Below are 10145 nucleotides of genomic sequence, written 5' to 3'. Positions count from 1 at the left end.
TGGCGAAGACGGCAACGCCGACGTCGAGGCCAAGGTCAAAGCAGAAGTCGCTGACCTCTGCGCCCGCTTCCCTATCTATCCGAACCTGTAATTCTTCTCGGGTACACTAAAAGAAAACGGCGCCACCCACGGCGTCGTTTTTCGTTGCAATAAAGTTTGAGTCAGATGAACCCGCGCCAGCGCAGCACAATCATCGTAACTGCCGCTAAAGCGATCAGGCCCAACGCGACCGACCCAAGAAAACTAAGAAACCATCCCAATCGACGGTCCGCCAAATTGATGGCATTCAGATGGCTCTGCACCTCATCCGAGGCTTTCTCAAGCTTCGGCCCGTCCAGAACCAGACGCAGTTTCGGATGTTCTGCCATCGGTTCGGCTTGCGCCAACACCATGGCCTGCTTGTAAACATTGCGCGGCAAACGTCGCTTGGCGCGGCGCACCGAGGCGATCAGCGTCTTGTCCTTGACCCCCAGTTTCTTGCGCAGCAATTGAATGGTCTGCGCGATCTGGGTCTGGATATCTGTTTCCTGCGTCATCTGCGCCTCCTGACAGGACAACTTAACCGCCCTGCACTGGGGCTACAATGGGGCTGGTTGTTCGGTCCGGTCGCGCGTATCACAAGACTATGCTGAATACGATCATCCATGGCGACCCGACGGACACCCCTCCCTTTTTGATTGCGCACGGGCTTTATGGCTCGGCCCGCAACTGGGGCGTCATCGCGCGGCGTCTTTCCGACGAGCGGCAGGTGATTGCCGTCGACATGCGCAACCACTCGCAGAGCCTGTGGAGCGACCAGCACGACTATCCCGATCTCGCGTCCGATCTGGCGGAAGTGATCGAAAGCCTTGGCGGATCAGCCGATGTGGTGGGGCATTCGATGGGGGGCAAGGCCGCCATGATGCTGGCTTTGCAGCATGGGGATATGGTCCGCAAACTGGTGGTCGCTGATATTGCGCCGGTGACCTACAGCCATAGCCAGATCCAGTTCATCGAGGCGATGCGCGCGGTCGACTTCTCGCGGGTCACGCGCCGGTCGGACGCGGCGGAACAGCTGGCAGAGCAAGGGGTTGATCCGGCTTTGCAGAGCTTCTTCACCCAATCGCTGGATATTGAGGGGAAACGCTGGCTTCTGAACCTTGATGCTCTGGCATCCGAGATGCCCAAGATCATGGGGTTCCCAGAAATAGACGCCCATTGGGGTGGCCCAGCGCTGTTTCTGGCCGGGGCCAATTCCGATTATGTTCTGCCCGAACACCGCGACAAGATCAAAACTCTGTTTCCCGCCGCGCGTTTTGCCAAAATCCCCGGGGCCGGGCATTGGCTGCATGCCGAAAAGCCCCGTGAATTTGAGGCCGCCGTCCGGGCGTTCCTGAACGCATAACCTGCGCCTTCAGGCGGACTCGGTGTCGCCGCCGCCATTGACCCAATCCGCCAGGCCGCCAAGGTTATAGACCTCGTCATAGCCCATATCCCTAAGGAGCTTCCCTGCCAGCGCCGCGCGCCCTCCGGCGGCGCAGTAGAGGATCACAGCCCGGTCTTTGCGCAGCTCGGGGTCATGGGATTTCAGCGTGTCATCGGCACGGAACTCAAGCATGCCGCGTGGGATGTGATGCGCGCCGGTTGCGCGTCCCGACTGCTGAAGCTCGACCATGTCGCGGACATCCAGCAGAAGCGCTCCGCCCTCGATCATCACCTTGGCTTGATCCACTTCGATGCGCGCGACCACCGCATTGGCCGTCTCCATCATGTCCTTCACTGTTAGTGGCATTTGCACCGCCCCCTTTTTGCCTACACATGCAAGGGTTAGCATGCGACGACGGGTTGGTGTAGCCAAATCACCTTATTGCTCACGAAACGCCCGAGACATGCTGTCTGAGACAGGTTTGGCGATATAGGCGGCGAAGGTGCGTTCTTCGGTCTGGATCATGATTTCGGCCGGCATACCCGGAGTGGGCACGAATCCCCGGACGCGTTTCAATTCCTCGGGCGTCAGGGAGATGCGCGCCAGATAGACCTCTTGCGGGACGCCTTGGGAATCCTCGACCAGCGCGTCGGCTGAGACATAGAAGACCTGACCGCTCAGAACCGGGGTTGTGCGCTGATTGAGCGCGATCAGGCGCACCGTCGCGTCCTGACCAGTGACGACGCTGTCAATCTCGGTGCGGGGAATCTGAGCCTCGATGATCAGCGGGGCGTCGGCGGGCAGGATCTCGGCGATGGGCTCGCCGGTTTCGATCACACCGCCGGGTGTGTGGTAGTGCAGGCGCACGACGGTTCCGGTGACGGGCGCACGCACGACCGCGCGAGCCAGAACGCTGCGGGCCTGACGGGATTTCTCGCGCACACTTTCGAGGTCGGCTTCGATCACACCCAATTCATCCAGCGCGGCCTCGCGATAGGCGGAACGGGTGCGGGAGATCTGTTCTTCGTATTTCAACAGCATCTGGTTAATTTCGGCGGCTTCGGCCTGCAAGCGCGCCTGCTGGCCATCGGCCTCGGCCTGAACGCGGCGGATCGTGTTGAGATCGCCTTTGCGCACCAATCCTTTTTCGAACAAGGCTTCCTTTGTTTCGAACTCTTCTTGCAGGATCTCCGAGCGTCTCTGCATGCTTTTCAACTGAGCCTCAAACCCGCTGGCGCGGATCCTTAAGGCCTCCATATTGCGCGCCAGAAGCGCGACATCGTTCAGCAGTGTTTTGCGCGAGACATCAAAGCTGAGCCGTTGGCCATCGAGGATCGTCATCACCTCGACATCATTTGACGCCTCTATCAGGTCGGGGGAAAAGTTGAGCTTTTCGCGCTCGCCATACTCAGCCAGCAACCGCTCGGTCATGGCTTGCAGGCGGATTTTGCGGATAAACAGTTCTCTCTCATTAGCCTCAGCCGAGGTCTGATCAAGCGTCATCAGTACCTGACCGGCCTGCACGGCCTCACCTTCCGAGACCTTGATATCCTCGATAATCCCCCCCTCAAGGTGCTGGACGATCTTGTTACGGCCGGTGGCAACAAAGCTGCCCTGCGCGATGACGGCTGCCGCCAGTGGCGCGCTGAATGCCCAGACACCGAAGCCGCCGAAACACACGACCAGCATCACGAACCCCACCACGATCAGACGGTTGATCGAGCGCGGAACCTCGGCATACCAAACGGTCGGCTCGGACGGAGACGGGTTGACGGGTACGATATCGTTCATGATCAGCCCCCCTTCTGGCCTTCAATGCCGGGTTGTTTTCGTGGCGCATTCAGTTGCTGCAGCACCTGTTCACGCTGGCCGAACAAGGCGACGCGCCCGTCGGTCAGCAGCATGATCTTGTCCACCACATTCAGAAGCGTTGGCTTTTGCGTAATCACAACGACTGTAATCTTGCTGTCCTTGGCCTGCGCAATCGCCCGTGCCAGCGCCTGATCTCCCGCCACATCGAGGTTCGAGTTCGGCTCATCCAACACCACCAGACGCGGGTTGCCAAAGAAGGCGCGCGCCAGAGCAATGCGTTGTTTCTGCCCCCCCGACAGGGGCGATCCATCAGCGGCGACAACGGTTTCATACCCTTGCGGTAGGGTTGCGATCATGTTGTGGACATCGGCCAGAACGGCAGCGTCGTGGATTTGTTCGTCCGTCGCGTCCTCTCGCATCCGGCCGATATTGTCCTTGATGGTGCCCGGGAACAGCTGAACGTCCTGCGGCAGGTAGCCGATGCTTTCACCAAACTGGCGCGGGTCCCAGTTGCGGATATCCATCAGGTCCAGCCGCACACTGCCCGAAGTCGGCAGGATCGAGCCCACAAGCGTCTTGCCCAGCGTCGTCTTGCCCGCGCCGGAATTGCCGATGATCGCCAGCGTCTCACCGGGATTGAGCGCAAAGGTGATCCCGTTCAGTACGACGCGTTTGGTTCCGCCGGGCACATATAGCAGGCGTTCGACATCCAACCGCCCTTCGGGACGCGGCAAGCGCAGTTTTTCGAACTGAAGCGCGGAATTGGACAGGAGCGCGTTGATCCGACCATAGGCCCCGCGGGTCAGCAAGAAGCCGTTCCATCCCTCAATCGAGCCTTCAATCGGTGCAAAGGCACGCCCGGCGATGATCGAGGCTGCAATGACCATGCCGCCGGTAATCTCACCTTGCAGGGCCAGAAACGCCCCCCACCCCAGGATGGCGATCTGGGTCAGCAGACGCACGGCCCGCGAAATAGCCGCGAAGATCACATTGCGATCCTGCGCGCGCACCTGCCATGTCAGAGATTGCGCGGTATCGCGGCCCCAGATCCGAACTGCCTCGGGGATCATCGCCAGCGCGTTGATGATCTGGCTGTTGCGCGACATCGAATCCAGATGCTGGTTCGCCATGGACTGGGCTTTGTTCGCCTCGGCAAACGGTTTCGCGGTCGTTTTCTGGTTGATCAGGGCAATCGTCATCAACAGCAGGGCCGTTACGACAACGATCATGCCAAGCTGCGGATGCACCAGAAAGATCATCAGAATGAAAAGCGGCGCAAAGGGCACATCCAGAAATGAGATCAGCGTGCCCGAGACCAAAAACCCGCGCACCTGCTGCAGATCCCCAAGGGTCTGATACTCGCGACCATTGCCGTGCAATGAGGCATGGGCCGCAGCACTCAGCACAGGGGCGCCCAGCCGCGCGGCCACTTCGACCGCCGTGCGCATCAGCATGAACCGACGGACCGCATCAAAGGCCGCCTGAAAAATCACCGCTCCGGCAACGATCGTGGTCAGCATGATCAGCGTATCCAATGATCGGCTGGTCAGGACTCGGTCGCTGATCTGAAACAGGTAGATAGGAATGGCGAGGATCAGAATATTGGTGGCGCAGGTCAGCACGAGAACGAACACCAGATTGCGGTAGATCGCGCGCATCGAGACCCGCAACGTACGCCGAAAATCCTCGGGCGGGGTTCGCTTGTGAAAGGTGTGGGGTGGCCCATTGCCGTCACCACCGCCAGATTTGGTCGGCGGCAACGGCTCGTTTGCCTTGGCCTCAATCGTAGTGCCTATGCGATCCCCACCATCTGTGCGCGCAGAGGGGGTCTTACGCGCTTTGGGTATGTTGGTGTCAACAGGATCAGAGGCCTCGGCTTCGGCCACCCCAGCGCCGCTACCTTCCGAGGTCGTATCTTGCGAAGGTTGCGGCTGTTCGCGCCGAAGGGGAGAATCGGCGCGGTGAGTGTTCTTCGGTTCTGCAGGACTAGGCTTAGCTGCCATTTGCTCCTTGCCCCGCGACGCGTCAGGCGTATCGACGCGCAGCGCATCATGTAGCAGAAGCAGGGCTGAATCTTTGGGTTCTTGCGGCGTATTCGATCCCTTTTCGGTACGCGGCGCCTCGGACACGGCAACGCCGCCATTTCGATCCAAAGGGCTGGAACAGATGGAGCGGCGCGACGAAAACACAATCGACATAAACTAACCTTCCGGTCACTCGCTATAATTACAGGAAATCAGGCCAGCATGGACTGCAGGCCGTCGTCAGCGCCCGCCATCTCGGTCGGGGCTGTTTGTTTGGCGACGGTTTCATGGATCTTGGCCAGCTCGCTATTGGCCTCTTCCATCAACACGGCGATGGCATCATTTGTCAGCTCAGAGACGCCCTCCTGATCCGGCACATCATACAAGCTGGCCTGATGCAGGAGCAGATCTGAATAGGTCTCCTCAGCCGCCATCACCACCGAGTCGATCCCAGCCTTGGCAACATTTGCCGCATTCAACAGGGCATTGCTGCCCGCGATGATTTCCGTCTCGGCCGCCTTGGGCCCAGACACGTGCACATCGTCCTGATCCAGCAGCATGGTGACCTGTTCCATGATGTTGACCTGCAGTAGATCGCCCTCAATTTTCAGGGCACGGATCTGCTCCATCCCAGCGAACATGGGATCGTTGAGCAGTGCGTCTTCAAGCGCGTCCATATCCGCTTCACCAAGCGCCATGGCATTGGCCATATCCTGGTGCAGCACCTTGTGGCTGTCCTCGCCCGTCTTCGACACGGAGGCCTCGTTCATGACAAGGTTTTCATCACCCTGCGCCGAGGTCGAGCCGCCCGTTACGATATCGTCATCCACTAACACGTTGGTCTGGAACAGCATATCGACGGATATCATGTTGCCGCCGATCATGATCACATCATAGTAGCTGCCCAGCTGGACAATCTCGGTGACGTTGACCATCTGGTTGTCGCCCATCGCATAAAGCGTCGTGCTTGCCGAGATTTCGGCCTGTATGTGGTCGATATCCGTGGCGTCGATCTCTTGCTTGATGAAATTCGCAACGACCAGATCGCCACTGATCCAATCGACCGAGGCAAAGGCGGGTTGCCCTTCGGCCCCCTCAGCCTGGTTCAGCCAATAGGCGGCTTTCGCTTCAACGCCGACCGAGGCTGACTGCACCACCTTGGTTCCGCTGCTCCCGCCTTGTTCGATCTGGTCCCAGTCGGAAACTACGGCGACCTGACTGATCACAGTCAGATCCATCGCCTTTCCGCCCACGGCTATATAGGGCGCATCAATCCAGGCAATCGTTGCCGCCACTTCGTTGACCGCAAGGTTGCCGCCCGCGATGACCATATGGCCGTCAGCAAATTCTTCATCATCCGAGCGGTCCCATTCTGCGGGAAGCATATCCGGCGTTTCGGCTTCCTCATCTGGTTGGTGATAGGCGGGAAGCAGGTCGTCCCATTCTACGGCCTCTTCAACCTTTTCGCCGTTTATGATCACACCAACGGCGTCTTCGCCGTGGAACTGGTGAACCGTGACACCTTCGATCTCGGAGTTCATCGGGTTCACAATCTGCTCGGCAATCTCAGAGAGCAGTTCAAGCGACGCATAATCGGCCAACGCAAAGGACGGCGCCGCCACCGCATGGAATGTCAGCGCGGCCTCAAGCATGTCCTGCCCAGCAGTGATCAGGGCGTCGACATCGCGGAACTCCCCTTCTCCGACGACGTCATTGTCGCGCAGGAACAGTGTCTGGAACGTGTAGGTGACTGCTGACCCAATCAGTTCGTTCTGAAACTGGAACAGCATCAAAGGCGGTGCTTCGGACGGACCCAATGCCGCCTCGCGTACCGCCTCAGAAGGACCCTCTGGTGGGTCGAGAAAAATGTTTGTCTCATAGTTCGGGCCGTTTGCCGGGGGTGGCGGCGGCAGCTCGGCCGGAGGTGTGTTGAATTTGAAAGGGATCGGGGCATAGTCGCCCGGATCGGCCTTCAACGTGGCCTTGACCTCAATTCTCGTGGGATCTAACAGATCTTCAAGTTCGACTTTCCGCCTAAGCGCGGTGAACTCTTCATACTGGTCTCTCAATCGTCCTTGTTCGATTGTCAGCTCAAAAGTTCCAACAAAATGTGCAATCGTTTCAGTAATACTGTCGAGGGACATATTAAGGTTCCTTGTCACCCGCTACGGCCGAAAATTTCCGCTTTGGGTTTGCTAAGCCGGGGCCACGTGGCGCGCCCCCGGCGGTTTTGAAGAAAGCTCGGGCTCTGAAAATGGCAGAGCCCGAAACGGGTCTTAGACCTCGGTATCGTCGCTGGCGTAGGACGACGTCATCGAGCCGCCCACCATGGTCGTATCGACCGAGTTACCAAGGACGTTTGCGCCCATGACGATCGACTGGTTGAACGCTGCCGTATCGACAACAGCCGCAGCCGAGGCATAGGATTCGCCGTTCACGATGCCATCGCCACCGTTGTCGGAGCCCCAGGTACCGGCGTTTCCGCCTGCACCACCTGCGCCAGAATTGGCGCCCGAGGCTTCGCCACCGGTATTGGTTGCACCGTTTGTCATGCCGCCGGTCGAGCTTCCCATGACCGCGCCGCTGGTACCGCCAGCCGCTGTGGCCGCTCCACCATAGCCGCCGTCACCGGACATGGCCGATCCCGTCGCGCTGCCGGTTCCAGTCGAGGTCGCATCGTTGTCAGCAGACCCCGCGCCGCCATACCCGGCAATCGCTTCGGCCAGACTGTCAGCGGTTCCATCGGTGTCAGCTTCTGCAAACACTTCGTTGTCACCACCATCGCCAGCTGTGTTGGTCGCATCCGCAGATCCGGCGCCACTACCGGCCGAGCTCGATGTCGGCGAGGTCATGCCACCTGCACCGCCAGTACCTTCGGCCGTCGATTCACCAGTTCCGGTTGCTTCGGCCGTGCCATCGGTCGCATTGCTGCCACCGCCGCCGCCCGATCCATCCGGGGTTTGCAGGTTGTTGGTTGCGCCTGTCACGTCACCCGGGCTTTGCGAGATGTCAGGACCTGTCGCAGACTGATCACCAACGCCTTGCGCGTCCGAACTTGTGTCAACGCGGCCACCGCCTGCACCACCAGCACCTGCACCGCCGGGACCATTCCCGCCCATGCCCATGCCACCGGTGCCTGCACCGCCCGGACCATTACCGCCCGAACCGGCACCACCTGGACCATTGCCGCCAGTACCTGTGCCGCCTGGGCCGTTACCGCCCGAGCCTTCGCCGCCGGGGCCATTGCCGCCAGAGCCTGCTCCGCCAGACCCGGCGCCACCGGTTCCAGTTGCATCTCCGGCTGTGCCGCCACCGCCCGTTGTCGGATCAGGATCGGCAAGGTTCAGGCCAAGACCCAGATTCTGCTGGTTCAGCGCAGAAAGTGCGCCCTCGGCTGTTCCAGAGGCTCCGCCAGAGCCTGTGCCACCTGGGCCAGCACCACCCGGACCATTACCGCCGGAACCTGTGCCGCCTGGTCCGTTACCACCGGTGCCCGAACCACCCGGTCCGTCACCACCAGTGCCGGATCCGCCCGGTCCGTTGCCACCGGTCCCGTCACCACCCGGACCATTGCCTCCGGTCCCATTACCACCGGAGCCGCTACCGCCCGGACCATTGCCGCCATCTGCGTCATTGGCCCCCATAGCGCCAGCACCCGCGATCCCAGCAGCATTGTTGCTGCCAGCGGTCGCGCCGTTGGCCTGGTTGCTGCCAGAGCTTGTGTTGTCGGCACTACCGCTGGATTGTGCATTGCCGTCGCCAGCGTTCGAGCCTTGTGCAGACGCATCAGTGCCCGCCAGACCAAGGCCAGTTCCCATCGAACCGGAGGTATTGTCGCCGCCATCCGCATTGCCGCTCGCGTTCGAGCCGGACAGACCAAGACCAACACCAAGACCCAGAGATCCAGCCGCGCCGCCTTCTCCACCATCACCAGAGCTGCTTGCACTGGACGTTCCGGAGTTCGTCGCGTTCGAGGTGCTGTTGGCGTTGCCGCCAGCGGCGCCAGTACCGTCACCATCCGACTGCGCCCCTGACAGGCCTAGACCGATGCTGCCGTTATTCGCTTCGCCCGAGCTTGCGCCCGCTCCACCGGTTGCCGCGCCGTTCGCATCTCCGGAGTGGCCACCGAGGGCCATCGAAGTGCTGCCATGGGTATCACCCCACGCATCACCGCCATGGCTGGTTCCACCGCTGCCGGACGCTCCACCATCGGACGATGTGTCGATACCCTCTTCTGCGGTTGCATTGCCGCCATTGGCATCGCCATTCTGTTCGAACGTACCGGAGTTGGAAACAGTAGCGCCGTTCAGCGTGTCATTGTCCGCCAGGCTGGCATACTGGTTGTTGAACGAGGCCATGTCATTGCCTTCGCCGTTCAACGAAATATCCAGGTTCAGATCATCACCGGGATCATAGTTCACATCGTCTCCGGCCGTGATCACGTCACCGGTCGAGGCATCGTCGCCGATGTCCACATCGACCTTATCATCGTCGCGCGGGATCCACTCGCCTTCACCAAAGTCGATATCGACCCGGTTCACGTTGTCATTGGTGCTGTTGCCATTGTCGCGAACGGTATTGCTGTCATTGCCACCATTGGTGTTGCTGTCATTGCCACCGTTCGTATTGCTGTCATTGCCGCCATTGGTGTTACTGTCGTTGCCACCATTGGTGTTGCTGTCGTCACCGCCGTTTGTGTTGTCGACGGACTGCTGTTGTTGCTGTTGCTGCTGCTGCGCGTTTTCAGCCATCTCCATTTCTGGATCTTCAACACCCGGGTCTTCAACGACCGGGTCCATGTCTTCGACATCAATTTCTTCGACGGTTGTGACTGGGGATAGAATTCTACGGTCAGACATATTGCTTTCCACTCTATAGGCGCACCTGACCACCATTCATCTCAA

The 10145-nt window shown here is 60.0% G+C and carries 7 protein-coding genes; 1 reads left to right on the top strand and 6 read right to left on the bottom strand.

The features are described from left to right. Nucleotides 1-161: 161 nt before the first annotated feature. The gene (locus ACXAH8_RS22385; protein WP_475220722.1) at nt 162-536 is read right to left on the bottom strand and encodes a hypothetical protein; all 375 of its coding nucleotides are present in this window, start codon (nt 534-536) and stop codon (nt 162-164) included. A gap of 47 nt (nt 537-583) precedes the next feature. Between ACXAH8_RS22385 and ACXAH8_RS22380 the strand changes: the two genes are divergently transcribed. Beyond that, nucleotides 584-1384, top strand: coding sequence for an alpha/beta fold hydrolase (locus tag ACXAH8_RS22380; RefSeq protein WP_475220721.1), 801 nt, complete (start codon nt 584-586; stop codon nt 1382-1384). A gap of 9 nt (nt 1385-1393) precedes the next feature. On the opposite strand, the gene ACXAH8_RS22375 is transcribed toward ACXAH8_RS22380, so the two are convergent. From ACXAH8_RS22375 to ACXAH8_RS22355, 5 genes are all read right to left on the bottom strand, one after another. Beyond that, complete coding sequence (locus ACXAH8_RS22375; RefSeq protein ID WP_475220720.1) at nt 1394-1771, bottom strand: rhodanese-like domain-containing protein; 378 nt, start codon at nt 1769-1771, stop codon at nt 1394-1396. Nucleotides 1772-1843: 72 nt separating this feature from the next. Continuing rightward, nucleotides 1844-3196, bottom strand: a complete 1353-nt coding sequence (locus ACXAH8_RS22370; protein WP_475220719.1) for an HlyD family type I secretion periplasmic adaptor subunit — start codon at nt 3194-3196, stop codon at nt 1844-1846. Nucleotides 3197-3198: 2 nt separating this feature from the next. Beyond that, the gene (locus ACXAH8_RS22365) at nt 3199-5415 is read right to left on the bottom strand and encodes a type I secretion system permease/ATPase (RefSeq protein ID WP_475220718.1); all 2217 of its coding nucleotides are present in this window, start codon (nt 5413-5415) and stop codon (nt 3199-3201) included. 38 nt (nt 5416-5453) lie between these two features. Beyond that, nucleotides 5454-7310 (bottom strand): type I secretion protein, encoded by a 1857-nt coding sequence (locus tag ACXAH8_RS22360; RefSeq protein ID WP_475220717.1) that lies wholly within the window; start codon nt 7308-7310, stop codon nt 5454-5456. A gap of 207 nt (nt 7311-7517) precedes the next feature. Continuing rightward, entirely contained in the window at nt 7518-10100 is a 2583-nt protein-coding gene (locus ACXAH8_RS22355; protein ID WP_475220716.1) for a beta strand repeat-containing protein, read from the bottom strand. Nucleotides 10101-10145: the final 45 nt, after the last annotated feature.

Source organism: Ruegeria sp. ABV3_008 (assembly GCF_056161185.1).
This window is presented reverse-complemented; position numbering and strand designations above follow the sequence as displayed.